Source organism: Streptomyces lucensis JCM 4490 (genome assembly GCF_014650035.1).
GTDB classification, from domain to species: Bacteria; Actinomycetota; Actinomycetes; order Streptomycetales; family Streptomycetaceae; genus Streptomyces; species Streptomyces lucensis.
Genome location: NZ_BMUE01000001.1, coordinates 880,536 through 904,282, shown reverse-complemented (window position 1 = coordinate 904,282; position 23,747 = coordinate 880,536). Strand labels below are relative to the sequence as shown.

Genomic DNA, 23,747 nt, shown 5'->3' with positions numbered 1-23,747 from the left:
CGTGGCACTCATTTGTATCTTCCGCCAGACGGAATATTCCGTTGCGAAACAAACCGATAGGATCGCCCCATGCGCCGTTCGAAAATCGTCTGTACTCTCGGCCCCGCGGTCGACTCCCACGAGATGCTCGTCGCCATGATCGACGCGGGCATGAATGTGGCCCGGTTCAACTTCAGCCACGGCACCCACGCCGAGCACCAGGCGCGGTACGACCGCGTCCGGGCCGCGTCCAAGGAGACCGGCCGGGCCATCGGTGTCCTCGCCGACCTGCAGGGCCCGAAGATCCGCCTGGAGACCTTCGCCGAGGGTCCGGTCGAACTCGAGCGTGGTGACGAGTTCGTCATCACGACCGAGGACGTGCCGGGCGACAAGAACATCTGCGGCACGACGTACAAGGGGCTGCCCGGCGACGTCTCCCGCGGCGACCAGGTCCTGATCAACGACGGCAACGTCGAGCTGAAGGTCCTGGACGTCGAGGGCCCGCGCGTGCGGACGATCGTCATCGAGGGCGGTGTCGTCTCCGACCACAAGGGCATCAACCTGCCCGGCGCGGCCGTCAACGTGCCCGCGCTCAGCGAGAAGGACATCGAGGACCTGCGCTTCGCCCTCCGCATGGGCTGCGACATGGTCGCCCTGTCCTTCGTCCGGGACGCCAAGGACGTGCACGACGTCCACCGGGTGATGGACGAGGAGGGCCGCCGGGTCCCGGTGATCGCCAAGGTGGAGAAGCCGCAGGCGGTCGAGAACATGGAGGACGTCGTGGCGGCGTTCGACGCCGTCATGGTGGCCCGTGGCGACCTGGCCGTCGAGTATCCGCTCGAGAAGGTCCCCATGGTGCAGAAGCGCCTGATCGAGCTGTGCCGGCGCAACGCCAAGCCGGTGATCGTGGCGACCCAGATGATGGAGTCGATGATCACCAACTCCCGCCCGACCCGCGCCGAGGCCTCCGACGTGGCCAACGCGATCCTGGACGGCGCCGACGCGGTCATGCTGTCGGCCGAGTCGAGCGTGGGCGCGTACCCCGTCGAGACGGTCAAGACCATGTCGAAGATCGTCGCCGCGGCGGAGCAGGAGCTGCTCTCCAAGGGCCTGCAGCCGCTGGTGCCGGGCAAGAAGCCGCGCACCCAGGGCGGCTCGGTGGCCCGCGCGGCCTGCGAGATCGCCGACTTCCTCGGCGGCAAGGGACTGATCGCCTTCACCAACTCCGGTGACACCGCGCGCCGGCTGTCCCGCTACCGCGCGACCCAGCCGATCGTCGCCTTCACCACGGAGGAGGCCACCCGCAACCAGCTCACCCTGAGCTGGGGCGTCGAGTCGCACGTGGTGCCGTTCGTGAACACCACCGACGAGATGGTCGACCTGGTGGACCAGGAGGTCGCCAAGCTCAACCGGTTCGACGCGGGCGACACCGTCATCATCACCGCCGGCTCGCCCCCCGGCGTCCCGGGCACCACCAACATGCTGCGCGTGCACCACCTCGGCGGCGGCAACTGACCCAGCCCGCCCGGGTCGCGGACACGGCCGAGGGCCTCGTACGGCGCTGAGGGCGCCCCCTGTGACAGGGGGCGCCCTCAGCTGTGTGCGGCTCCCGGAGAGGCTCGTACGACCGCTCAGCCGGTCGTGTACACGTGCATGCCGGGCACGTGCAGGTTGCCGCCGAACTGCGCCGCCTGGACCACCTTCACGTTGGTGAAGTAGATCAGCGGGATGTTCAGCGGGGGCGGGCTGTCGGGGCTGAACGTGACCGGGATCAGCCCGAGCAGGTTGCCGGAGATGCTCTCGGTGTACATCACGGTCTTGCCGCCGGTGATCGTGGACTTGGATCCCTTGGCCGCCTGCACGTGGTACGTCTTGCCGGCCTGCTTGTCGTTCACCGTCTGGTGCAGGTCGCCGATCTCCGTGCCGTCGGAGATGACGTACTTCAGCACCTTCTTCTTGGTGCCGTTGGCCGTCTTCACCTCGACGATGCCCTGGTAGTCGGCGCCCTTGAGCAGCAGCGAGCTGGCGTTGAGGTACCAGGGGTCGTCCGCGACCAGCGTCTTGTTGTCGACGCCGCCCTCGTCGTCGGTGGCCACCGGGCAGTCCTCCGCGGACGTGGAGGCGCTCGCGGACGGTGCCGGCGTCGCCGACTCGGTCGCGTCCTTCACCTTGCCGGTGGTGTCCTCGGCCGTCCTGGAGGCCTTGTCGGTGGTGTTCTTCACCGTGTCCTCGACCGTCTTGCCGGCCTTGGAGGCGGTGTCCTTGACGGTGTCGGAGGCAGTGTCCGTGCCGGACTTCGACGTGTCGCTCCCGGGCTGCGGGGCCGAGGACGCGTCCGCCGAGGGGGAGGCGGACGGCGTCGGGCTCGCGGACGCCGTGGCGGAGTCCTTGTCCCCGCCGGTGAGGATGTCACCGAGGGTGTCGCCGATCTTGTCCAGCACACCGCCGCCGCTGCTCTGGGACGCGGACGGGCTGGGCGTGGCCGTGTCACCACCGGAGCCCGTGCCGGAGCCCGAGTCGGAACCCGTGCCGGAACCCGTGCCGGAGCCCGAGTCGGAGCCCGAGTCGGACGAGCCGGAGCCGGAGGTGCCGGAGTCCGAGGACCCGGAGGTGTCGGCGGGCTTGGGCGCGGCCTTGTCGTCGGAACCTGAATCCGGCGAAGAGGTCTTGCCCGAGGCCTTGGAGTCCTCGGCACCGGTGTCCGTCGACGGCGTCGCGGTGTCCGGCGTCCCGGTCGTCTCCGAGGCGGACGGCGACGGCGAGGCCGAGGGGTCCTTGGCGTCGTCCAGCGCCTTGACGCAGTCCTTGTACTCGTCGGCCGTGAGGCTCTTGGCGGTCGTCGACGGGGACGGGCTGCCGTTGTCGGCCAGCGCGAGCGTCGACGTGAAGCCCATGCCCATGAGCACCGCGGTCGGCATCGCCACGGAGGCTATCGCCTTGCCGGCAGGCATGTGGAACCTGGTGAACAGCGGCTTCCTGGGTGCCGCGTGGCGGGGCCCGGTTCTCGCGCGGGGCTCCTCCACGTCGCTCCCGCGGGTCACCTCGTCAGCCGGCACTGTGCCTCCCGTTCGCCCCGTTGGCCGGGCTCGTTCCTGACAGGTCGTTCTTCTCCAGTGCCACAGCGGCCTGGGAGGTGTCCCCGTCGCCGACCGGCTCCGTCCCCTGCCGGGGCAGCGGCGCGGTCCCGGGAGCGCCGCCCTCGGCCGGCGCGGCCTCGGCCGGCGGCTGCGGCTGCTCCGGTGCGCCGGGCACCCAGGCGATCGCCATCGCTCCGCCGATGAGGGCGAGCAGGAAGCCCATGAGGAAGCCGCCGAAGTTGGACACGGGGAGCGACACCAGCGCGAGCAGGATCGCGGCGACTCCCGCGAACGTGCGCACGTGCTTCTGGAACCAGAGGCTGATGCCCAGAACGACGAGCAGCACGCCGATGATCAGGGAGCCGGCTCCGGCCGTGGTCGCCATCGCCAGCGTCAGGTGACCGAGCTGGAGGTGGAAGTACGGGAAGTACATGATCGGAAGACCGCTGAGCAGGACGTACAGGCCGGCCCAGAACGGACGCGTGCCCCGCCAGGCGCGGAACTGCAGCTTCCGGCTGGTGTGCTGGCCGGATTCGGCGGCAGGAGTCTCGGCGCTCATGGAAAACAGCTCCCTGGTGCGGCGTTGCTGTGGTGGTGATGTGTGCCGCGCGTGAAGGCACGGCCGGTGATGGAACGGGCGGGGGCGCCGTCGGCTCCCCCGCCCGATCACCGAGTGCCTAGTAGCACTCGATTCCCTTGCCGTCGCCCTTGTGCAGCGACATGTGGAGACCGCTGAGCTTGAAGGTTCCGGCGGTGGTCGCCCACGCCGTCTGCTTCACGTTGGTCAGGTCGGCCGAGTCGGCCTGCTGAGCGAAGCCGTAGGGGTTGGCCTGCTCGCCGTTGCCCTTCATGCCCGGACCCTTGCTGGCGTCCTTGGCGGCCACACCGATGTCGATGCCGTTGAACGTGGCGTCCGCGTTCAGGTCGTCGACGTCGATGTACAGGTTGTGGGCCGAGACCGCGTCGTGACCGGCGCCACCAGCCTCCAGGCGGAGGGTGATCGAGCCGAGGAACGGCACGTCCGGGGTGACCACGGACTGGCACATGTTCTTGATCGTCGCGTCCTTGAAGGACGAGACGGCGACGGCGTGGGCCGTCTTCTTGCCGTCGAGCGTGTAACCGCTGTCGACCGCTCCGTACTGCGCGAAACCCTCACCGTGCAGGGTGTCGGCCGTGACCTTGAACTCCTGGCCCGACACGCTGAACGAAGCAGCGAGAGCGCCCTGCGCGAGGGCGACACCTATCGCGGCCGTAGCGGCGACGCTGGGGACCATGACCACAGCGAAGCGCTTCCATCTGGTCCCGCCACGCACCTGGGACTCCATATTTCCTCCTTCTCGGACGTACATCTCCTGGCCCGGACTCGCCCCAGTCGGCGGCTCAGCCAGGCAGGGATGGGAGAAGTGCTACGTCCTCGGGAAGGAGAGCGCCTGCACTCGGCGGCGCGAACCGCGCCCGAATCACCGGCGATCACCCCCGAGCGACAACCACTGGTCGCGCCTGACACGCATCACGCACAACCTTGCTGGACAGGCTTCACCGGACGGCGAAGACCCCCCTGCCCAAGAGCCGGCACCACTGCCGCCGGCTCTGCTCGGTGGGGACCCAGAGTCTCCCGTGACCCGACCGGCTGCCGGGGTATTGGGATAGGACCGAGCGTCGCCGATCGTGGTGCATTCTCGGCCCGGACACAAGGGGGTTCGTTACTGGCTAGTAACGGCCGGATAACCGGAGGACGACCGACCGGTCTCGGAAAGCCACCCTGGGTGGCACTTCAGGGCAGAACAAAGCCGTTGATCCCTGGACGAATCCAGACAGACCAACGGCTCGGATTTACTCGGAGTAACAGCGACCGCGATTACCAAGATTTGGTAAAGCGCGGTCGCCTCGACGCCTCTCGGCGAATGTTTCACCCCGGCATCACAAGCCCGTGGCGTGTCCGGCGCCGGTCAGAACAGGGCGCGTGCCAGCGCCCGGCGCGCCGCGATCACCCGCGGGTCCTCGGGGCCCACCACCTCGAACAGCTCCAGCAGCCGGCGCCGTACCGTGTCACGGTCGTCACCCGCCGTGCGCCGCACGGTCTCGATCAGCCGCCCGAAGGCGTCCTCGACATGACCGCCCACCAGGTCCAGGTCGGCGGCGGCGATCTGGGCGTCCGCGTCGGCCGGCTTCTCGGCCGCCTCCCGGCGCACCTTCTGCGGGTCGAAGTCCTGCACCCGCTGGAGCAGTTCGGCCTGTGCGAGGCCGAGCTTCGCCTCGGGGTGGGCCGGGTCGTCGGCCAGCACGTTCTTGTAGGCCTGGACGGCGCCGCCCAGGTCGCCCGCGTCCAGGGCCTGTGCGGCGGCGTTCAGGAGCGCGTCGTACGGCCCCTCCGGCGCGGCGGTCGCGACGGGGGCGCCGCCCGGCTCCGCGTCCGGGTCGACGGTCAGACCGGTCAGGCCGAAGCGCTGCTCGGCGACCTGCACGAGCTGGTCCAGCGTCTGCCGGATCTGCTGCTCGCCGGCCGCGCCCTGGAACAGCGGCAGGGCCTGTCCCGCCACCACGGCGAAGACGGCCGGGATGCCCTGCACCCCGAACTGCTGCATCAGCATCTGGTTGGCGTCGACGTCGATCTTGGCGAGGAGGAAGCGCCCGTCGTACTCGACGGCCAGCCGTTCCAGGACCGGGCTCAGCTGCTTGCAGGGCTGGCACCACTCGGCCCAGAAGTCGATGACGACGGGTACTTCGGCGGAGCGCTGGAGGACGTCGCGCTCAAAACCGGCTTCGTCGACGTCGATGACGAGATCGGCCGGGGAGACGGCCCCCGCGCCGCCCTGCCGGGCGGCTTCGGCGCGCGTCTGCTCGGCCTTGGCCTTGGCCTCCTGGGCCGCCTTCACCGCGGCGAGGTCGACGACGCCGCTCATGGACATGTTCCGTGGCTGCATGCGTCTATCCTCCCCCGTTCCCGCGCCTGAATGAAAAACCGTGTGCTGCGGCGCCGGGTCCCCACCCCACGCCATGGTCGTCGCCCGCGTACGTCCCTCGCGAGCTTTCGCTACGACCCGTAGCGTAATGGCATGAGGGCGCCTCGCGACACCACAGCCCGGTGATCTCCCTCACCACGCCACAGGAACCGTCGGTTTATGGTCAGGTCATGCAGAGCCGCACCCCCGCCAGCCGTACCGGACGCCCGCGCAGCGCGGCCGCGGACGCCGCGATCCTGGCGGCGACGCGGGAGGCGCTGGTCGAACTGGGCTGGTCGAAGCTCACCCTGGGGGACGTCGCCACCCGGGCCGGGGTCGCGAAGACCACGCTCTACCGCCGCTGGGCGGGCAAGAACGAACTGGTCGTGGACGCGGTGGCCGAGCTGTTCGACGAGCTGGAACTGCCCGACCGCGGCAGCCTCGCCGCCGACATCGAGGGCGTGGTGCTGCAGTTCGCGGCCATCCTGGCCCGCCCGGAGGCCAAAAGTGGCCTGATGGCGGTGGTCGCGGAGTCGACCCGCGACGACGCCCTGCGCGAGCGCATCCGCGCCTCGATCGTCGAGCGCCAGATGCGCCTGGTCCTGGAGGGCCGCGCGCGGGCCCAGCGCCGCGGCGAACTCCCCTCTGTGCCGGACCCCGCCGAGGCCACCCGTACGGGGGACCTCATCTTCGACGTGGTCGCGGGCGCGGTGGTCCACCGCACCCTGGTGAGCGGCAAGCCGGCCGACGAGGAGTGGGTGCGCTCCTTCACGCGCGTCCTGCTGCTGGGCCTGGCCTCCTCGGCCTGAGCGGGGCCGCGGGGTCTCAGATCCCCGCCGGGTCCCAGAACCCCGCCGCGTCTCAGAACCCCGCCGGCTCCGTGTACACCCCCCACTCGTCCCGCAGCACCCCGCAGATCTCGCCCAGCGTGGCCTCGGCGCGGACGGCGTCGAGCATGGGCTCGATCATGTTGGCGCCGGAGCGGGCGGCGGCCAGCATGCCGTCCAGCGCGGCACGCACCGCGCCCTCGTCCCGGGCCGCCTTGCGCTCGGCGAGCACCCGCACCTGCTCGCGCTCCACCTCGTGACTGACCCGCAGGATCTCCAGGTCGCCGGTGACGGAACCGGTCGCGACGTTGACGCCCACGACCCGCTTCTCGCCCTTCTCCAGCGCCTGCTGGTAGCGGAAGGCGGACTCCGCGATCTCGCCGGTGAACCAGCCGTCCTCGATCCCGCGCAGGATGCCGGAGGTGATCGGCCCGATGGGGTGCCGCCCGTCCGGGTGCGCCCTGAGCCCCCGCTCCTTGATCTGTTCGAAGATCTTCTCCGCGTCGGCCTCGATCCGGTCCGTCAGCTGCTCGACGTACCAGGAACCGCCCAGCGGGTCGGCGACGTTGGCGACCCCGGTCTCCTCCATCAGCACCTGCTGGGTGCGCAGCGCGATCTCGGCGGCCTGCTCGCTGGGCAGCGCCAGGGTCTCGTCCAGGGCGTTGGTGTGCAGGGAGTTGGTGCCGCCGAGCACCGCCGCGAGCGCCTCCACGGCCGTGCGCACCACGTTGTTGTACGGCTGCTGCGCGGTCAGCGAGACCCCGGCGGTCTGCGTGTGGAAGCGCAGCCACTGCGCCTTCTCGCTCTTCGCGCCGTACACGTCCCGCATCCAGCGGGCCCAGATCCGGCGCGCGGCGCGGAACTTGGCGATCTCCTCGAAGAAGTCCACGTGCGCGTCGAAGAAGAAGGAGAGGCCCGGGGCGAAGACGTCGACGTCCAGCCCGCGGCTGAGCCCCAGCTCGACGTAGCCGAAGCCGTCGGCGAGCGTGTACGCCAGCTCCTGCGCCGCCGTGGCGCCGGCCTCGCGGATGTGGTAGCCGGAGACGGACAGCGGCTTGTAGGCGGGGATGCCGGCCGCGCAGTGCTCCATCAGGTCGCCGATCAGGCGCAGGTGCGGCTCGGGCTGGAAGAGCCACTCCTTCTGCGCGATGTACTCCTTGAAGATGTCCGTCTGCAGGGTGCCGTTGAGCACCGCCGGGTCCACGCCCTGCCGCTCGGCCGCGACCAGGTACATGCAGAAGACGGGCACGGCGGGGCCGCTGATCGTCATGGAGGTGGTGACGTCGCCGAGCGGGATGTCCTTGAACAGGACCTCCATGTCGGCGGCCGAGTCGATGGCGACCCCGCAGTGGCCGACCTCGCCGAGGGCGCGGGGGTCGTCGGAGTCGCGCCCCATGAGGGTCGGCATGTCGAAGGCGACGGACAGCCCGCCGCCGCCCGCGGCCAGGATCATCTTGTACCGCTCGTTGGTCTGCTCGGCGTTCCCGAACCCGGCGAACTGCCGGATGGTCCAGGTGCGCCCGCGGTAGCCGGTCGGATGGAGCCCGCGGGTGAAGGGGTACTCACCCGGCCAGCCGATCCGCTCGAATCCCTCGTACGTGTCGCCCGGTCGGGGCCCGTACACCGGCTCCACGGGATCGCCGGAGAGCGTGGTGAAGTCAGCGTCGCGCTTGCGCGCGGCGTCGTAGCGGGCCTGCCAGCGCTGGCGGCCCTCCTCGATGGCGTGAGCATCGTCCATACCCTCGAATTTACTTGGACGTCCTAGTAAATGTCGATGGGAGACCGCCGTACGGTGCCGTACGGCGGTGCGGGCTAGGCCTTGGCGACGGCCGGGGCCTCGTCGGCGACCCGGTCCTGCAGCTCGTGGCTGATCTTGCGCTCGACGAAGAAGGCGGCGGTGGGAACGGTGCCCGCGAGCAGCACCCACAGCTGCTTGCCGACCGGCCACTTCGCCTTGGAGCCCAGGTCGAAGGCGAAGACCAGGTAGACGACGTACAGCCAGCCGTGGGCGATGGCGACGACCCGGGTGAAGTCGGCGGCACCGTCGATGTCCAGCCCGTACTTCGCGATCATGCCCAGGCACAGCAGCACCAGGAGGACGCCGGTGAGGTAGGCCATGACGCGGTAGCGGGTCAGCACGCTTTTCTTCATGCGGTCGAGCGTAACCACCCGTTCCGGGAGATCTTGCCCGGGGTCACCCCTCGTCGAAGTCGTGTGCGGAGACCCGCAGCGGACGCAGCATGGCGAAGATCTCCTTGCACTCCTCCGCGTCGTACACCCCGAGCCCGAAGTCCATGGCCATGAGGTCGCGGGTGGCCGCGTCGACCACCTCGCGGCCCTTGTCGGTGATGACGGCGAGGGTGCCGCGGCCGTCGTTCGGATTGGGCCGCCTGGCCACCAGACCCGACTTCACCAGCCGGTCCACCGTGTTCGTCACGGACGTGGGATGCACCATCAGCCGCTCACCGATCTTGGACATCGGCAGCTCGCCGGCCTTGGAGAAGGTGAGCAGCACCAGCGCCTCGTAGCGGGCGAACGTCAGCCCGTACGGCTTGACCACCGCGTCCACCTCGCCGAGCAGGATCTGCTGGGCACGCATGATCGAGGTGATGGCCGCCATGGACGGCACGTTCCCCCAGCGCTGCTTCCAGAGCTCGTCGGCGCGGGCGATGGGGTCGAAGGGCAGGCTCAGTGGCTTCGGCACGTCATCAGACCCTACCGGCCGGTCATTTTCCGGGCAGCCCCGTCTCGGCCTTCGGTCGCCCTCCCCACGCGGCCCGCCCGCCGCTCCGGCTCCCCGGCCGCCTCGCGTTCTGCGGTCGCCCGGGCCGCCGCGGCCAGTCCGCAGCAGCACAGGGCGCCCAGCACCCCGGCGCCGGCCACCGCCGTGCGCACCCCCGCCGCCTGCGCCACCACCCCGGCCAGCGCCATGCCGACGCCCTGGACGGTCATCAGCCCCGCGCTCAGCACGGTCATGGCCCGCCCGCGGACCTCCTCCGGAACGGCCCGCACCAACCACTGGTCCAGGCCCAGCGTGTACGCCGACCCGGCCCCGGACAGCAGCAGGAGCAGCAGCGAGACGCCGAGCCCGGGGCGCAGGGCGTAGCCGAGGTACGGCAGCAGGGTCAGGCACAGCAGGGGCAGCGCGACGCGCTCGCGGGCCGCGGGCCCGAGTCGGGCCCCGGCGAACAGCTCGCCGGCCACCGTGCCGACGGGCAGGGCGCACATCAGCAGCCCGAGACCGGCGGACCCGCTGCCCAGCTGGTCGGCGTACGGCGCCGCCAGCGCCTCGGGGACGACGGAGAACGCGGCCGGCACCCAGAACATCGGCATCAGCGTCCGGACGCGGCGGTCGGCGAACAGCCGGCGGACGCCCGGCGGGGTCTGCGCGGCCGGGCGGGTGCGGCCGGGGCGGTGCCGGGTGCCGCAGCGCAGCAGCGCGGCGGAGGCCAAGAAGGTGGTGACGGTGATCAGCAGCGCGTGGCGCGGGCTGACGGCGGTCAGCAGCAGCCCGCCGACGCCGTAGCCGACGAGCAGGGCGCTCTGGGCGACGATCCGCAGCAGGGAGCGGCCGAGCACGAACAGGTCTCCGGCGCCGAGGACGTCGGCCAGAGTGGCCATGCGGGTGCCGGAGAAGACCGGCGAGACGACGGCGAGCGCACAGCGCAGCGCGAGCAGGACGCCGATGCCGGTGCCCGGAACCGTCATGACGGCCACGCACCCGGCGCACACCAGGTCGCAGGTGACGAGCACGCGCCGGGCCGGGAAGCGGTCGGCCACGGGTGCGAGGAGGGTGCCGCCGACGGCGTACGGCAGGAAGCCCAGCGCGAAGGTGAGCGCGCTCATCAGCGGTGAGCGGGTGAGGTCGTACACGAGGACGGACAGGGCGATCTCGCTCACGATCACGCCGAGCATGGACAGCACGTGAGCGGCGAACACGGCCCGGAACTCGGGCACGGCGAGGACACGGCCGTAGCCGGCGGGCGCCGGGGCGGTCCCGGGGGCGGCGGAAGGGGCGGACATGCGGGGCAGCGTGCCGGGAGGCGGCCGGGGAGCCGTAGAGTTTCGGCTCCAGGCGAATCTTCCGGGAGGCGGGCCGTGCCCTCACGACTGCGCTTCGGCGACGACGACTTCCTGCGCTGCCGGTTCGCGATCTCCCCGCTGTGGGAGACGCAGGACGCGGTGCGCACCCTGCGCCGGCCGGACCGGCACGCCTACCAGGCGCCCTGGCTGCGCCGGATCAGGGGCGCGGCGGCCGGTCTCGACCTGACCCCGCTGTGGCTGCTGATGCCCCGCCGCGGCCACTCGCCGGACTGGCTGGGCGCGCCGCCGATCGGCCCGGCGGCCACGTTCGCGGAGGAGATCGCGGCCGTGCGGGCGTCCGACCCGGAGGCGGCCCGCGAGGACACCGCCCGCGCGCTGGCCTGCACCCCGGGGGCTGCCGGCACACCGCAGGCCCGGGCCTGGCTCGCGGACCCGGAGCGGATGATCAGGGAACTGGCGGACGCCCTGGAGGAGGCCTGGCAGGCGCTGATCGCCCCCGACTGGCCCCGGCTGCGCGCCCTGCTGGAGGCGGACGTGGCCTTCCACTCCCGGCGGCTGGCCGAAGTGGGTCTCGGCACCCTGCTGCCCGAGCTGGACACCCGGCTGTCCTGGGACGGCCGCACGCTGACGCTCGCCCTGGACACCGAACACACCCGCGACCTCGGCGGGCAGGGCCTGGTGCTGATGCCGAGCGTGTTCGCCTGGCCCGACGTGGTGACCGGCTTCGAACCGCCCTGGCAGCCCACCCTGGTCTATCCGGCACGGGGCATCGCGGGTCTGTGGACGGAGCCGGCCGAGCGGCTGCCACAGGCCCTGGTACGGCTGCTGGGCCGCAACCGGGCGGCGGTGCTGACCGCGCTGGACGAACCGGCGACGACCAGCGCCCTGGCCCACCGCTCGGGCCTGGCTCCGTCGTCGGTCTCGTCCCACCTGACGATCCTGCGGGACGCGGGCCTGCTGGTCTCCCGCCGCTACGGCCACCAGGTGCTGTACGAACGGACGCCTCTCGGGACCGCCCTGGCCCGGCCGGCCTGAGCCGGACGTCAGGCCAGGTGCCGCTCCACGGTCTCCACCTTGGAGGTCAGCCCGTCGGTCACGCCGGGCCGGATGTCGGCCTTGAGGACGAGCGACACGCGGGGAGCGCGCTCCTCCACGGCGGCCACGGCCCTCCTGACCACGTCCATGACCTCGTCCCACTCCCCCTCGACGGACGTGAACATGGCGTCGGTGCGGTTGGGCAGGCCGGACTCGCGCACGACGCGGACGGCGTCGGCGACGTACTCCCCGACGTCCTCGCCGACGCCCAGGGGCGTTACGGAGAAGGCGACGATCACGCGTTCACGACCCCTTCCTTGCGGGCGCGCGCGGCGATGACCGCGTCCTCGGCCTCGCGGCGCAGCCTGCGCTCGGCGAAGAAGCCGCCGGTGGGCAGCACCGACAGGGCGAAGTAGACGGCCGCGGTCGTCAGCGGCCACTTGGTCCGGTTCCAGGCGTCCGCCCAGAAGAGCACGTACAGCACGAAGAGGACACCGTGGATCGCGCCCATCACGGGCACCGCGTTGAAGTCCGTGGTCCGCTTGAGCACCGAGCAGACGATCAGGATCAGGAAGGACACGGCCTCGGGGGCCGAGACCAGGCGGAGGCGGCGGAGGGCGGTGGCGGTCTTGATGTCCACGGGTCACCTTCGGGGGGAGTGTCGACGACGGTCTGCCGGGGTGCGGCCCGCCGGTTTGTGAACGCACGCACAAGCGTCCCCCCATTGTGGCAAACGGCGCCCGTAAGGGTCCGCTCAGGGTGGCTCTCCACCTACGGGACCTGTTCCGTCCACCCGCCCGGCCGCTACTTTCGCAGCGTGGCGATGTTCCGACTCCAAGGCAGCAAGGTGCTCGCCGTCGACATGACCGGGGACGCCGTCAAGGCGAAGAACAGCTCGATGGTCGCGTACGACGGGCGGATGTCCTTCAAGAAGCTGAGCGGCGGCGGCGAGGGGCTGCGCGGGATGGTGACCCGGCGGCTCACCGGCGAGCAGATGACGGTGATGGAGGTGAGAGGAGAGGGGACCTGCTGGTTCGCGGACCGGGCGTCCGAGATCAACCTGGTGCACCTCCGGGGCGACAAGCTCTGCGTCGAGTCGAGCAATCTGCTGGCGACGGACGCGGCGCTCAGAACGGGCACGACGTTCACGGGGCTGCGCGGCGCCTCGCAGGGAAACGGGCTGTTCACGACGACCGTCGAGGGGCACGGACAGGCGGCGATCATGTCCGACGGGCCGGCCGTGGTGCTCCGGGTCAGCCCGCAGTACCCGCTGACCGTGGATCCCGGCGCCTACATCGCCCACCAGGGCGACGTGCGGCAGTCCCTGCAGTCCGGTGTGACGTTCCGCACGCTCCTCGGGGAGGGCGGCGGCGAGGCCTTCCAGATCCGGTTCGAGGGCGACGGGCTGGTGTACGTGCAGCCGAGCGAGCGGAACACGATCGCGGGGGACCTGTGACATGACCTTCCGAGAGATCAACTCCAAGATGGTCGAGGCCACCCTGCTGCCTGGGCAGCGGCTGTTCAGCCAGCGCGGGGCCATGCTCGCCTACCGCGGGGACGTGTCCTTCACGCCCAGCGTCCAGGGCGGGCAGGGCGGGCTGATGTCCATGATCGGCCGCCGGGTGGCCGGCGAGGCGACCCCGCTCATGTCGGTCGAGGGCAGCGGCACCGTCTTCTTCGGGCACGGCGGCCACCACGTCCACGTCATCGGCCTCTCCGGCGACACCCTGTACGTCGAGGCCGACCGGCTGCTCGCCTTCGAGGGCACGCTGCGCCAGGGCACGATGTTCATGGGCTCGCAGGGCGGGGTCATGGGACTGGTGCGGGGCCAGGTCACCGGGCAGGGGCTGTTCACCACCACCCTCCAGGGCCACGGCTCCGTCGCCGTGATGGCGCACGGCGGCGTCTTCGAGATCCCGGTCACCCCGCGGCGCCCGGTCCATGTGGACCCGCAGGCCTACGTCGCCCACCACGGCGACGTCCGCAACAGACTGTCCACCGCGCTGGGCTGGCGCGACATGGTGGGCCGCGGCTCGGGCGAGGCCTTCCAGCTGGAGCTGAGCGGCGATGGCACGGTGTACGTCCAGGCCTCGGAGGAGAAGCTGTGAGCGCGTACGGAAATCCCGGCGGCCCGGTGGTGCACGACCCGGTGACGCTGCCCGCCGACGACAACGTGAACCCGTACACGTTCTGCGTGGAACTCAAGAGCGGGCAGTGGTTCCTGCAGAAGGGGAAGATGATCGCCTACTACGGGGCGATCGAGTTCGACGGCATCGGGCACGGGCGACTCGACCGACTTGTCCGTACGTCGTTCCATTCGCCACTGCACGCGAGCGACTGGGTCGTGGCGCAGGGCTCGGGGAAGATGCTGCTGGCCGACCGGGCCTTCGACGTCAACTCCTATGACCTGGACGACGGGAACTTGACCATTCGCGCGGGCAATCTGCTCGCTTATCAGCCAAGTCTCGCACTCAAGCAATCGATCGTGCCGGGCTTTCTGACCCTGATCGGAACCGGGAAGTTCGTGGCCGCATCTAACGGTCCGGTGGTCTTCGTCGAACCCCCGGTCCGGGTGGACCCCCAGGCGCTGGTCGGCTGGGCCGACTGCCCGTCCCCCTGCCACCACTACGACCACGGGTACCTGACGGGGATCATGGGCGGTCTACGTGCGATGACGGGCCTGGGCGGGGCCTCCGGCGAGGAGCACCAGTTCGAGTTCGTGGGGGCGGGGACGGTCCTTCTGCAGTCGAGCGAGACACTGATGGCGGAGCAGGCCACGGGTCTGGTTCCGGCGGAATCGGGGGTGCCCGGCGGTGGCGTAGCGGCACCGGTCGGACACGGTCCGCAATCGTCGGGTGCACCGCGCCTTCCCGGACAGCTGGGGGACCTCCAGCGTCGCTTCGGGCTGTGAGCGGTAGTCTGCGGAGTGTGACGTCGAACGCGTGCGCACTGTCACACCACCCGAAGTAGTTCGTCATTCAACTTCTTAGGTAGACTTCATTCATGGAGACCGAGACGGCCACGCGCTGGCTGACCGATGCGGAGCAGTGCGCCTGGCGCACCCACCTGGAGGTCAACAGGCTGTTGACGTACCAGCTCGAAAAGGATCTGCAGCCGTTCGGCCTGACAATGAACGACTACGAGATCCTCGTGAATCTCTCCGAGTCCGACGACGTGCGGATGCGGATGAGTGATCTCGCCTCGGCGACCCTTCAGTCCAAGAGCCGGCTGTCGCACCAGATCACGCGCATGGAGAACGCCAACCTGGTGCGCCGGGAGAACTGCGAGTCCGACCGCCGGGGGCTCTACGCCGTGCTGACCGAGCACGGCATGGAGACGATGCGGAAGGTGGCGCCGCACCACGTGGCGTCGGTGCGGCGGCACTTCATCGATCTGCTCTCCGCGGAGTCGCTGATGGAACTGGACAAGGCGCTCAAGCCGATCGCCGAGCATCTCAGAGGGCAGCGGGGGCGTCCCTGACGTCGGCCGGGCCTCCGGGGTACGGGTGCGACCCGGGCTCCGGGGGCCGGCGCCGCCACGGCGCCGCGAGCAGCGCGGCCGACACCGCCACCGCGCCCGCCAGCAGGAAGCAGACCACCAGCGGCAGCCGCCCGACCAGCAGCCCCGCCACCATCGCTCCCGCCGAACTTCCGGCGTTCACGGCCATGTTCACCCAGGCCCCGGCCTGAGTGCGGGCCTCTTCGGCCGCCGTTTCGTCGGCCAGGAGGTACGCCGTGGTCAGAGCCGGGGCGATGAACGCCCCCGCGCAGGCCATGGCCGCCGTGAGCGTCCACAGGCCGGGGGCCAGGCCCGCCGCCGCGATCACCAGGCCGAGGCCGGCGGTGAGCCGGCACAGCCGGGTGCGGGCCGGCGCCCGCCACGTCACCACCCCGTTGGCCAGCCCGCCCACCGCGCTGCCGGCGGAGAGCGCGCCCAGGACCCAGGGCACGAGCGTGGTGCCGTGGGAATGTTCCGCGGCGAAGGCCATCACCAGCAGGTCCACGCCGCTCAGGGCCAGCCCCACCCCGGCGGCCACGGCGACCGGGGCGAGCAGCCCGCGCACCGCGCCCAGCCGCCTGCCGGGGACCGATGGGCGCGGGCCGGTCATCGCCGGTGACGTGACGAAGACCCAGGTGCCCACCACGACCAGCACCGCGCTGAACAGGATGCCGGACGCCGGGGGCGCGACGCCGACGAGCGCGCCGACCAGGGCGGGGCCGGAGACGAACAGCAGTTCCTCGGCGACTCCGTCCAGGCTGTAGGCACGTTGCAGCAGGTCCCGGTCGTGCACGAGTTCGGACCACAGGGCGCGCATGGTCGGGCCCAGCGGGGGCGCGCAGCAGCCCGCGAGGGCGGCCGCGGCGCCGACGGCCACCGCCGGCGCCCCGGGCCGCCAGGTCAGGACGGCCAGGACGCTCAGCAGGGCGCCGTACAGCGCCGCCATGGGCAGCAGGGCCCGGCGGGGGCCGTGGCGGTCGATCAGCGAGGCCCTGAGCGGCATCAGGAACACCGTCGTGGCGCCGAACAGGGACAGCACGACGCCGGAGACGGCGTAGGACCCGGTGGAACGGGTGACGGAGAGCATGACCGCCAGGGAGACCGTGCCGTAGGACAGGCGGGCGGTCAGGGCGGCGGCGAAGGTGCGGCGCGCGTGCGGGACGCGCAGGACGGCGGCGTACGACGGACGCCGCTGGGGATGCGTGGACACGCTGGAGTTCCTCTGCGGGAGGCGGGAGAGGGGACACCGAAGGACGCGGTGGCTCCGTGCGGGGCCCCGCGATCCGGTGCGCGCTCTACGCCAGGGAGAGGAACATGCCGGTCAAGCTAGCAGCTTGATCACCGGCCGGCCACCCTCAGCCCTGGGTCAGGCCCGCCACCAGTTCGTCCGCCGCGCGGTAGGGGTCCAGTTCGCCGGCGACGATGCGCTCGGCGAGGGAGCTGAGGCGGCGGTCGCCGTGCAGGTCGCCGATGCGTTCGCGCAGGGCGGTGACCGCGATGGTCTCCACCTCGCGGGCCGCGCGGGCCCTGCGGCGCTCGGCGAGAACGCCGCGCTCCTCCATCCAGGCCCGGTGCTTCTCCAGGGCCTCCACGACCTCGTCGACGCCCTCGGCGCGGGCCGCGACCGTCTTCACGATCGGCGGGCGCCAGTCGCCGGGGCCGCGGGCCTCGCCCAGGCCCAGCATGTGGTTCAGTTCGCGGGCCGTGGCGTCGGCGCCGTCCCGGTCGGCCTTGTTGACGACGTAGACGTCGCCGATCTCCAGGATTCCGGCCTTGGCGGCCTGGATGCCGTCGCCCATGCCGGGGGCCAGGAGGACGACGGAGGTGTCCGCCTGCGAGGCGATCTCCACCTCGGACTGGCCGACACCGACCGTCTCGACGAGGATCACGTCGCAGCCCGCCGCGTCCAGCACCCGGATCGCCTGCGGCGCCGCCCACGCGAGGCCGCCGAGGTGGCCCCGGGTGGCCATCGAGCGGATGTAGACGCCGGGGTCGGAGGCGTGGTCCGACATCCGGACGCGGTCACCGAGCAGGGCGCCGCCGGAGAACGGCGAGGACGGGTCGACGGCCAGGACGCCGACCCGCCTGCCCTGCTTGCGGTACGCCGTGACGAGCGCGGAGGTCGAGGTGGACTTGCCGACGCCGGGCGAGCCGGTGAGGCCCACCACGTAGGCGTTGCCGGTCAGCGGGGCCAGCGCCGCCATGACCTCCCTGAGCTGCGGGGACGCCCCCTCCACGAGGGAGATCAGCCGGGCCACGGCCCGCGGCCGGCCTTCCCTGGCCTGGGTCACCAGAGAGGAGACGTCCTGCATCACAGCTCCGTTCAGCTAGAAGAACTCGAAGGCGCCGTGAGGCGCCCCGGAAGGAGGGCTCAGGCCTTCGGTACCCGCACGATCAGCGCGTCACCCTGGCCGCCGCCACCGCACAGCGCGGCCGCGCCGACACCGCCGCCACGCCGCTTGAGCTCGAGCGCCAGGTGGAGCACGAGACGGGCGCCGGACATGCCGATCGGGTGACCCAGGGCGATCGCACCACCGTTCACGTTCACCTTTTCGGTGGACACGCCGAGGTCCTTCATCGACTGCACGGCGACGGCGGCGAAGGCCTCGTTGATCTCGACGAGGTCGAGGTCGGAGACCTCCAGGCCCTCCTTCTTCAGGGCGTGGGCGATGGCGTTGGAGGGCTGGGACTGCAGGGAGTTGTCCGGGCCCGCCACGTTGCCGTGGGCGCCGATCTCGGCGAGCCACTCCAGGCCCAGCTCCTCGGCCTTGGCCTTGCTCATCACGACCACGGCCGCCGCACCGTCCGAGATCTGCGAGGAGGAGCCGGCGGTGATCGTGCCGTCCTTGGCGAAGGCCGGGCGCAGCTTGCCGAGGGACTCGGCGGTGGTCTCGCCGCGGATGCCCTCGTCCTTGCTGAAGACGACCGGCTCGCCCTTGCGCTGCGGGATCTCCACCGGGGTGATCTCGGCCTCGAAGATGCCGTTCTTCTGCGCGGCGGCGGCCCGCTGGTGGGACAGGGCGGCGATCTCGTCCTGCTCGGCGCGGCCGATGCCGAGGCGGGTGTTGTGCTTCTCCGTGGACTCGCCCATGGCGACGTTCTCGAAGGAGTCGGTCAGACCGTCGTACGCCATCGCGTCGAGCATCTGGACCGCGCCGTACTTGAAGCCCTCACGGGACTTCGGGAGCAGGTGCGGGGCATTCGTCATGGACTCCTGGCCGCCGGCCACCACGATGTCGAACTCACCCGCGCGGATCAGCTGGTCGGCCAGCGCGATGGCGTCCAGGCCCGAGAGACAGACCTTGTTGATGGTGAGCGCCGGGACGCTCATCGGAATGCCGGCCTTGACCGCAGCCTGGCGCGCCGGGATCTGCCCCGCCCCGGCCTGCAGCACCTGGCCCATGATCACGTACTGCACCTGGTCGCCGCCGATACCCGCGCGGTCGAGGGCGGCCTTGATCGCGAAGCCGCCCAGATCGGCCCCGGAGAAGGACTTGAGCGAGCCCAGCAGTCGTCCCATGGGCGTACGGGCGCCCGCGACGATCACAGAGCTGGTCGTTCCTGAAGACATGAGCTGCGATCCCCTTACCGGCCTGCACAGCCGAGGAGTGAACGAGGGTTTACTTCGAATGTACTGAGCGGTAGAGCGCGCCGTCATCGGCCTGTCGGTGTGATCGCGCGCACGTTGCGTAACCAACGCGGGAGCGCTGCACTGAAACCATGCTGACGCGAATCGACCACATCGGGATCGCCTGCCACGACCTCGACGCCACCGTCGAGTTCTACCGGGCCACGTACGGCTTCGAGGTGTTCCACACCGAGGTCAACGAAGAACAGGGCGTGCGCGAGGCCATGCTCAAGATCAACGAGACCTCGGACGGCGGCGCCTCCTACCTCCAGCTGCTGGAGCCGACCCGCGAGGACTCCGCGGTGGGCAAGTGGCTGGCGAAGAACGGCGAGGGCGTCCACCACATCGCCTTCGGCACGGCGGACGTCGACGCGGAGGCCGCCGGCATCCGCGACAAGGGCGTTCGCGTGCTGTACGACGAGCCACGACGCGGTTCCATGGGGTCGCGGATCACCTTCCTGCACCCCAAGGACTGCCATGGCGTCCTCACGGAACTGGTCACTTCGGCCCCGGTTGAGTCGCCCGAGCACTGACCCCCGTACATAAGGGCCGGTAGGGTTGGGGGCGGTCGCCCTCGAAGTGCCGGGCGACCGCATGCCGGGGTCCGGGTTTCGGGGGACGAGCGTCGGGGCAGCAGCCCGTGCTCCGCCGTTGATCTGACACCATTCCCCGGGGGCCCCGTTCGGCGGATGGACGGAGCTCGTAGGAGAAGCTGACCAGGGGACGGATGGGACCGCGCAGTGCGGGGCTACGAGAGCCAGGAGCGAGAGCCGGCGGCTGACGTCGACCACCTCTCTCGGTTCGAGGCCGAGATGAAGCGGCTGAAGACCGAGCGGGAAAAGGCGATCCAGCACGCCGAGGACCTCGGCTACCAGGTCGAGGTGCTGCGCGCCAAGCTGCACGAGGCGCGGCGCACCCTCATGACCCGGCCCGCCTACGACGGCGGTGACATCGGCTACCAGGCCGAGCAGTTGCTGCGCAACGCCCAGATGCAGGCCGAGCAGCTGCGCCAGGACGCCGAGCGCGAGCTGAGCCAGGCCCGCGCGCAGACCCAGCGCATCCTGCAGGAGCACGCCGAGCAGGCCGCCCGCCTCCAGACCGAGCTGCACCAGGAGGCCGTGACCCGGCGCCAGCAGCTCGACCAGGAGCTGGCCGAGCGCCGTGCCACCGTCGAGTCGCACGTCAACGAGAACGTGGCCTGGGCCGAGCAGCTGCGCGCCCGCACCGAGCAGCAGGCCCGCCGGCTGCTGGAGGAGTCCCGGGCGGAGGCCGAGCAGGCCATGGCGGCCGCCCGCGCGGAGGCCGAACGGCTGACCCGGGAGGCCCGGGAGCGGCTGCAGAACGACGCCGAGTCGGCCCGGGCGGAGGCCGAGCAGATCCTGCGCCGGGCCCGCACGGACGCCGAGCGGCTGCTGAACGCCGCCTCCACGCAGGCCCAGGAGGCCACCGAGCACGCCGAGCAGCTGCGCACCGCGACGGTCAGCGAGTCGGACACCGCCCGCCGCCAGGCCGCGGAGCTGAGCCGGGCCGCCGAGGAGCGGATGGCGGCGGCCGAGGAGGCGCTGCGCAAGGCGCAGGCCGAGGCCGAGAAGGTGGTCACGGAGGCGAAGGAGGCCGCCGCCAAGGCGCTGACGAGCGCCGAGTCCGCCAACGAGACGCGCACGCGCACCGCCAAGGAGCAGGTCGCCCGGCTGGTCGAGGAGGCCACCAAGGAGGCCGAGAACACCAGGTCCGAGGCCGAGCAGCTGGTCGCCGACGCGCGGGCCGAGGCGGAGAAGATCCTCGCCGAGGCCGCCGAGAAGGCCCGCTCCGCCACCGCCGAGGAGACGGCCACCCAGTTGTCCAAGGCGGCCAGAACCGCCGAGGACGTGCTGAACAAGGCGTCCGAGGACGCCCAGAAGACCACGCGGGCCGCGACCGAGGAGGCCGAGCGGATCCGCAGCGAGGCGGAGGCCGAGGCCGACCGGCTGCGCGCCGAGGCGCACGACATCGCCGAGGAGCTCAAGGGCGCGGCGAAGGACGACACCAAGGAGTACCGCGCCAAGACGGTCGAGCTGCAGGAGGAGGCCCGCCGGCTGCGCGGCGAGGCCGAGCAGCTGCGCGCCGACGCGGTAGCCGAGGGCGAGTCGATCCGCGCCGAGGCGCGCCGCGAGGCGGTCGCGCAGATCGAGGAGGCGGCCAAGTCCGCCGAGGAGCTGCTGGCCAAGGCCAAGGCGGACGCCGACGAGCTGCGGCAGAAGGCGACCACGGACAGCGAGAAGGTCCGCACCGAGGCCATCGAGCGCGCCACGGCGCTGCGCCGGCAGGCCGAGGAGACCCTGGAGCGCACCCGCAAGGAGGCCGAGCGGCTGCGCGCCGAGGCCGACGAGCAGGCCGAGACGGTCCGGGCGGACGCCGAGCGGGCCGCGCGGGAGCTGCGCGAGGAGACCGAGCGGGCCGTCGAGACCCGCCGCGGCGAGGCCGCCGAGGAACTGACGCGGCTGCAGACGGACACCCGGGAGCGGCTGGAGGCCGCCGAGCAGGCGCTCACCGACGCGCGCGAGGAGGCCGCCCGGATCCGCCGGGAGGCCGGCGAGGAGACCGAGCGGCTGCGCGCGGAGTCCGCCGAGCGGATCCGCGCGCTCCAGCAGCAGGCCGAGGCCGAGGCCGAACGCCTGCGCGACGAGGCCGCGGCCGACGCGTCCGCCTCCCGCGCCGAGGGTGAGGCCGTCGCCGTACGGCTGCGCTCCGAGGCCGCCGCCGAGGCCGAGCGGCTGAAGGTGGAGGCCCAGGACACCGCGGACCGGGTGCGCGCCGAGGCGCAGGCCGCCGCGGAACGGCTCGGCACCGAGGCGTCCGAGACGCTGGCCGCCGCGCAGGAGGAGGCCGCCCGGCGCCGCCGCGAGGCCGAGGAACTCCTCGGCTCCGCCCGCGAGGAGGCCGACCAGGAGCGCGAGCGGGCCCGCGCGCAGAGCGAGGAGCTGCTCGCCGTGGCGCGCGGTCGCGTCGAGGAGGCGCAGACCGAGGCGACCCGGCTGGTGGAGGAGGCCGACCGGCGCGCCACCGAGATGGTCGCCGCCGCCGAGCAGCACGCACAGCAGGTACGCGACTCCGTCGCCGGGCTGCACGAGCAGGCGCAGGAGGAGATCGCCGGGCTGCGCTCGGCCGCCGAGCACGCGGCGGAGCGTGCGAGGCGGGAGGCCGAGGAGGAGGCGGACCGCGTCCGCGCCGACGCCTACGCCGAGCGGGAGCGGGCCAGCGAGGACGCCTCCCGCATCCGGCGCGAGGCGAACGAGGAGTCCGAGGCCGCCAAGGGGCTGGCCGAGCGGACGATGGCGGAGGCGATCACGGAGGCCGAGCGGCTGCGCTCGGACGCCTCCGACTACGCGCAGCGGGTGCGTACCGAGGCCTCGGACGCGCTCGCCGAGGCCGACCAGGCGGCCGCCCGCACCCGCGCGGACGCCCGCGAGGACGCCAACCGCATCCGCTCGGACGCGGCCGCGCAGGCGGACACCCTCATCACCGAGGCCCGCAGCGAGGCGGAGCGCCTGCAGAACGAGACGGTCGCGGAGGCCGAGCGGCTGCAGACGGAGACCGCCGCCGAGGCCGAGCGGGTGCGCACCGAGGCCCTCACCGAGGCGGACCGGGTCCGCGCCGAGGCCGTCGCGGGCGCCGAGCAGCTCCTCGGGGACGCCACCGGCGAGGCCGAGCGGCTGCGCGCCGCGGCGGCCGAGACGGTCGGGACCGCGCAGGCGCACGCGGAGCGGCTGCGGGCCGAGGCCGAGCGGGTCAAGGTGGACGCCGAGGCCGAGGCCGACCGGCTGGTGAGCCTGGCCCGTGAGGAGGCCGAGCGGACCCTGGACGAGGCCCGCAAGGAGGCCAACAAGCGGCGTTCGGAGGCGGCCGAGCAGGTCGACACGCTCATCACGGAGACCGCGGCCGAGGCCGACAAGCTGCTCACCGAGGCCCAGCAGCAGGCCCAGAAGGCCACGGCCGACGCCGAGGCGCAGGCCGACACGATGGTCGGCGCGGCCCGCAACGAGGCCGAACGGATCGTGTCCGAGGCGACCGTCGAGGGCAACTCCCTGGTGGAGAAGTCCCGTACGGACGCCGACGAGCTGCTGGTCGGCGCCCGCCGGGACGCGACCGCGATCAGGGAGCGCGCGGAGGAGCTGCGCGACCGCGTGACCTCGGAGATCGAGGAGCTGCACGAGCGGGCCCGCCGCGAGGCCGCCGAGACGATGAGGTCCACCGGCGACCGGTGCGACGCGCTCATCAAGGCCGCCGAGGAGCAGCTGGAGAAGGCGCAGGCCAAGGCCAAGGAGATCCTGTCCGACGCCAGTTCGGAGGCGGGCAAGGTGCGCATCGCCGCCGTCAAGAAGGCGGAGGGGCTGCTGAAGGAGGCCGAGCAGAAGAAGGCCAGCCTGGTCAAGGAGGCCGAGGAGCTGAAGGCCGAGGCGATCCGCGAGGCGCGGCGCACGGTCGAGGAGGGCAAGCGGGAGCTGGAGGTCCTGGTGCGCCGGCGCGAGGACATCAACGCCGAGATCTCCCGGGTCCAGGACGTCCTGGAGGCGCTGGAGTCCTTCGAGGCGCCGTCGGCGGGCAAGGACGGCGGGGTCAAGGCGGGCGCGGCCGTGGGCGCACCCCGATCGGGTGGGAAATCGCCGGACGGCTAGCGGCCGGGAGGCGTTCCGGTGTCTTCTGGGGGGCTTTGCCCGAGTCGTTGGCAAGCCGTCCG

General features: G+C 71.9%; 22 protein-coding genes. 9 read left to right on the top strand and 13 right to left on the bottom strand.

Annotated elements, in window-relative coordinates; genetic code table 11:
- Positions 1-69: 69 nt before the first annotated feature.
- Complete coding sequence (pyk, locus tag IE177_RS04110) at positions 70-1,494, top strand: pyruvate kinase (protein ID WP_190013300.1); 1,425 nt, start codon at positions 70-72, stop codon at positions 1,492-1,494.
- Between the two features lie 116 nt (positions 1,495-1,610).
- Here the strand turns inward: pyk and IE177_RS04105 are convergent, their stop codons facing one another.
- The 4 genes from IE177_RS04105 to IE177_RS04090 form a co-directional block, all read right to left on the bottom strand.
- A complete protein-coding gene (locus IE177_RS04105; protein WP_190013299.1) occupies positions 1,611-3,035 on the bottom strand; it encodes a hypothetical protein in 1,425 nt (474 codons plus the stop codon).
- Positions 3,025-3,615 (bottom strand): DUF6114 domain-containing protein, encoded by a 591-nt coding sequence (locus IE177_RS04100; RefSeq protein ID WP_190013298.1) that lies wholly within the window; start codon positions 3,613-3,615, stop codon positions 3,025-3,027. Before IE177_RS04100 ends, IE177_RS04105 begins: the two co-directional genes overlap by 11 nt.
- A 118-nt stretch (positions 3,616-3,733) precedes the next feature.
- Entirely contained in the window at positions 3,734-4,381 is a 648-nt protein-coding gene (locus IE177_RS04095; protein ID WP_190013297.1) for a DUF6230 family protein, read from the bottom strand.
- Between the two features lie 624 nt (positions 4,382-5,005).
- Positions 5,006-5,980 carry a tetratricopeptide repeat protein gene (locus tag IE177_RS04090; protein WP_190013296.1) on the bottom strand — a complete coding sequence of 325 codons (975 nt, stop codon included), beginning with the start codon at positions 5,978-5,980 and terminating at the stop codon, positions 5,006-5,008.
- A 209-nt stretch (positions 5,981-6,189) separates the two neighbouring features.
- Between IE177_RS04090 and IE177_RS04085 the strand changes: the two genes are divergently transcribed.
- Positions 6,190-6,807 carry a TetR/AcrR family transcriptional regulator gene (locus tag IE177_RS04085; protein WP_190013295.1) on the top strand — a complete coding sequence of 206 codons (618 nt, stop codon included), beginning with the start codon at positions 6,190-6,192 and terminating at the stop codon, positions 6,805-6,807.
- 52 nt (positions 6,808-6,859) lie between these two features.
- Here IE177_RS04085 and icmA read toward each other — a convergent pair whose 3' ends face one another.
- From icmA to IE177_RS04065, 4 genes are all read right to left on the bottom strand, one after another.
- Positions 6,860-8,563: a coenzyme B12-dependent isobutyryl-CoA mutase large subunit gene (icmA, locus tag IE177_RS04080; protein ID WP_190013294.1), complete on the bottom strand. Its 1,704-nt coding sequence runs from the start codon at positions 8,561-8,563 to the stop codon at positions 6,860-6,862.
- Positions 8,564-8,637: 74 nt separating this feature from the next.
- Positions 8,638-8,976 (bottom strand): DUF3817 domain-containing protein, encoded by a 339-nt coding sequence (locus IE177_RS04075; protein ID WP_190013293.1) that lies wholly within the window; start codon positions 8,974-8,976, stop codon positions 8,638-8,640.
- Between the two features lie 43 nt (positions 8,977-9,019).
- Positions 9,020-9,529 carry a MarR family winged helix-turn-helix transcriptional regulator gene (locus tag IE177_RS04070; RefSeq protein WP_190013292.1) on the bottom strand — a complete coding sequence of 170 codons (510 nt, stop codon included), beginning with the start codon at positions 9,527-9,529 and terminating at the stop codon, positions 9,020-9,022.
- A gap of 11 nt (positions 9,530-9,540) precedes the next feature.
- Positions 9,541-10,848, bottom strand: coding sequence for an MFS transporter (locus IE177_RS04065; RefSeq protein ID WP_190013291.1), 1,308 nt, complete (start codon positions 10,846-10,848; stop codon positions 9,541-9,543).
- A 75-nt stretch (positions 10,849-10,923) separates the two neighbouring features.
- Here IE177_RS04065 and IE177_RS04060 point away from each other — a divergent pair, with 75 nt between their 5' ends.
- The gene (locus tag IE177_RS04060; RefSeq protein WP_190013290.1) at positions 10,924-11,904 is read left to right on the top strand and encodes an ArsR/SmtB family transcription factor; all 981 of its coding nucleotides are present in this window, start codon (positions 10,924-10,926) and stop codon (positions 11,902-11,904) included.
- An 8-nt stretch (positions 11,905-11,912) separates the two neighbouring features.
- Here IE177_RS04060 and IE177_RS04055 read toward each other — a convergent pair whose 3' ends face one another.
- Entirely contained in the window at positions 11,913-12,203 is a 291-nt protein-coding gene (locus IE177_RS04055; RefSeq protein WP_190013289.1) for an MTH1187 family thiamine-binding protein, read from the bottom strand.
- Positions 12,200-12,544 carry a DUF3817 domain-containing protein gene (locus tag IE177_RS04050; RefSeq protein ID WP_190013288.1) on the bottom strand — a complete coding sequence of 115 codons (345 nt, stop codon included), beginning with the start codon at positions 12,542-12,544 and terminating at the stop codon, positions 12,200-12,202. Before IE177_RS04050 ends, IE177_RS04055 begins: the two co-directional genes overlap by 4 nt.
- A 183-nt stretch (positions 12,545-12,727) precedes the next feature.
- On the opposite strand from IE177_RS04050, the gene IE177_RS04045 reads away from it, so the two are divergent.
- The 4 genes from IE177_RS04045 to IE177_RS04030 all read left to right on the top strand — a co-directional run bounded on the left by IE177_RS04045 (position 12,728) and on the right by IE177_RS04030 (position 15,384).
- A complete protein-coding gene (locus tag IE177_RS04045; RefSeq protein WP_190013367.1) occupies positions 12,728-13,360 on the top strand; it encodes an AIM24 family protein in 633 nt (210 codons plus the stop codon).
- A gap of 1 nt (position 13,361) precedes the next feature.
- Positions 13,362-14,012 (top strand): AIM24 family protein, encoded by a 651-nt coding sequence (locus IE177_RS04040; protein ID WP_190013287.1) that lies wholly within the window; start codon positions 13,362-13,364, stop codon positions 14,010-14,012.
- Entirely contained in the window at positions 14,009-14,815 is an 807-nt protein-coding gene (locus tag IE177_RS04035; RefSeq protein WP_190013286.1) for an AIM24 family protein, read from the top strand. The genes IE177_RS04040 and IE177_RS04035 overlap by 4 nt, the downstream gene beginning before the upstream one ends.
- Before the next feature lie 92 nt (positions 14,816-14,907).
- Positions 14,908-15,384 carry a MarR family winged helix-turn-helix transcriptional regulator gene (locus IE177_RS04030; protein WP_190013285.1) on the top strand — a complete coding sequence of 159 codons (477 nt, stop codon included), beginning with the start codon at positions 14,908-14,910 and terminating at the stop codon, positions 15,382-15,384.
- Here IE177_RS04030 and IE177_RS04025 read toward each other — a convergent pair.
- From IE177_RS04025 to IE177_RS04015, 3 genes are all read right to left on the bottom strand, one after another.
- On the bottom strand, positions 15,359-16,612 hold the full coding sequence (locus tag IE177_RS04025) for an MFS transporter (RefSeq protein ID WP_190013284.1): 1,254 nt from the start codon (positions 16,610-16,612) through the stop codon (positions 15,359-15,361). The two genes, IE177_RS04030 and IE177_RS04025, sit on opposite strands and share 26 nt — an antisense overlap.
- A 145-nt stretch (positions 16,613-16,757) precedes the next feature.
- Positions 16,758-17,714 carry a methylmalonyl Co-A mutase-associated GTPase MeaB gene (gene meaB, locus IE177_RS04020; protein ID WP_190013283.1) on the bottom strand — a complete coding sequence of 319 codons (957 nt, stop codon included), beginning with the start codon at positions 17,712-17,714 and terminating at the stop codon, positions 16,758-16,760.
- 59 nt (positions 17,715-17,773) lie between these two features.
- Positions 17,774-18,973 (bottom strand): acetyl-CoA C-acetyltransferase, encoded by a 1,200-nt coding sequence (locus IE177_RS04015; RefSeq protein ID WP_190013282.1) that lies wholly within the window; start codon positions 18,971-18,973, stop codon positions 17,774-17,776.
- 149 nt (positions 18,974-19,122) lie between these two features.
- On the opposite strand from IE177_RS04015, the gene mce reads away from it, so the two are divergent.
- Positions 19,123-19,563 (top strand): methylmalonyl-CoA epimerase, encoded by a 441-nt coding sequence (mce, locus tag IE177_RS04010; protein WP_190013281.1) that lies wholly within the window; start codon positions 19,123-19,125, stop codon positions 19,561-19,563.
- Positions 19,564-19,770: 207 nt separating this feature from the next.
- Positions 19,771-23,685: a polarized growth protein Scy gene (gene scy / locus IE177_RS04005; protein WP_190013280.1), complete on the top strand. Its 3,915-nt coding sequence runs from the start codon at positions 19,771-19,773 to the stop codon at positions 23,683-23,685.
- Positions 23,686-23,747 lie beyond the last annotated feature (62 nt).

Excerpts from the sequence above, each read along its gene's own strand:
- IE177_RS04030 (WP_190013285.1), top strand. The coding sequence starts at position 14,908 with ATGGAGACCGAGACGGCCACGCGCTGGCTGACCGATGCGGAGCAGTGC.
- IE177_RS04040 (WP_190013287.1), top strand. The coding sequence starts at position 13,362 with ATGACCTTCCGAGAGATCAACTCCAAGATGGTCGAGGCCACCCTGCTG.
- meaB (WP_190013283.1), bottom strand. The coding sequence starts at position 17,714 with ATGCAGGACGTCTCCTCTCTGGTGACCCAGGCCAGGGAAGGCCGGCCG.
- IE177_RS04100 (WP_190013298.1), bottom strand. The coding sequence starts at position 3,615 with ATGAGCGCCGAGACTCCTGCCGCCGAATCCGGCCAGCACACCAGCCGG.
- IE177_RS04095 (WP_190013297.1), bottom strand. The coding sequence starts at position 4,381 with ATGGAGTCCCAGGTGCGTGGCGGGACCAGATGGAAGCGCTTCGCTGTG.
- IE177_RS04015 (WP_190013282.1), bottom strand. The coding sequence starts at position 18,973 with ATGTCTTCAGGAACGACCAGCTCTGTGATCGTCGCGGGCGCCCGTACG.
- IE177_RS04090 (WP_190013296.1), bottom strand. The coding sequence starts at position 5,980 with ATGCAGCCACGGAACATGTCCATGAGCGGCGTCGTCGACCTCGCCGCG.
- pyk (WP_190013300.1), top strand. The coding sequence starts at position 70 with ATGCGCCGTTCGAAAATCGTCTGTACTCTCGGCCCCGCGGTCGACTCC.
- icmA (WP_190013294.1), bottom strand. The coding sequence starts at position 8,563 with ATGGACGATGCTCACGCCATCGAGGAGGGCCGCCAGCGCTGGCAGGCC.
- IE177_RS04045 (WP_190013367.1), top strand. The coding sequence starts at position 12,728 with ATGTTCCGACTCCAAGGCAGCAAGGTGCTCGCCGTCGACATGACCGGG.
- IE177_RS04075 (WP_190013293.1), bottom strand. The coding sequence starts at position 8,976 with ATGAAGAAAAGCGTGCTGACCCGCTACCGCGTCATGGCCTACCTCACC.
- mce (WP_190013281.1), top strand. The coding sequence starts at position 19,123 with ATGCTGACGCGAATCGACCACATCGGGATCGCCTGCCACGACCTCGAC.
- IE177_RS04065 (WP_190013291.1), bottom strand. The coding sequence starts at position 10,848 with ATGTCCGCCCCTTCCGCCGCCCCCGGGACCGCCCCGGCGCCCGCCGGC.
- IE177_RS04085 (WP_190013295.1), top strand. The coding sequence starts at position 6,190 with ATGCAGAGCCGCACCCCCGCCAGCCGTACCGGACGCCCGCGCAGCGCG.